Origin of the sequence: Faecalicatena contorta (assembly GCF_021531995.1) — a bacterium.
In the GTDB taxonomy this organism is placed as follows: Bacteria; Bacillota; Clostridia; order Lachnospirales; family Lachnospiraceae; genus Dorea_A; species Dorea_A contorta_A.
This window is the reverse complement of record NZ_JAFBIZ010000289.1, coordinates 1-651: the sequence shown is the minus strand read 5'-3', so window position 1 is coordinate 651 and position 651 is coordinate 1. Positions and strand designations below refer to the sequence as shown.

Annotated in this window: 1 protein-coding gene; it reads left to right on the top strand. The window is 31.8% G+C overall.

What is annotated here, in order from left to right:
- Window positions 1-18 precede the first annotated feature (18 nt).
- Window positions 19-651: SIR2 family protein (locus JQM82_RS15990; RefSeq protein ID WP_235251410.1), on the top strand; the 633-nt coding region annotated here is incomplete at its 3' end.

The window sequence follows — 651 nt, the reverse complement described above, 5'->3', positions numbered from 1 at the left end:
GTTTTGGAGAAACAGATAATGGATTGGATAGAATCAATTAAAACAATAAAGAAAGCACAAGAAAACAATCAGCTAATTGTTTTTGTGGGAGCAGGAGTTTCTAAAAACTCAAATGTTCCCACTTGGTGGGAATTGATAAAAATAATTGCAGACAAAATTGGTTATGATAGATGTGATTTTTGCAAAAAAAGAAAAGAAATTTGTCCAGAAACGGATTGTGAAGAACGTTATGCATTTACGCAGGATGAGTTCCTTCGGATTCCGGAATATTATTATCAGAAAGACACATCAGATAATAATACCGAGTATTATAATTTGATTCAAAATACGCTGAGCTCTGGCAAGATGTCAAACTCAATAGATGATGAAATTTTTAATCTTTTACCTCATCATATTATAACAACAAATTATGATTCACTTTTAGAAGATTCTGCGAATTTGAATGCACAGCTTTATACTGTTGTATCTCAGGATAGCGATTTGCTGTCAAAATCAAATGAGCGTTATATTATAAAAATGCATGGAGATTTAAAGGTACCAAACTCAATAGTTTTGAAAGAAAGTGATTACCTTGACTATGAGCAGAAACACACATTGATCAGTACTTTTATACGTTCGCTTCTTGTTAATCATACATTTGTGTTTTTAGGG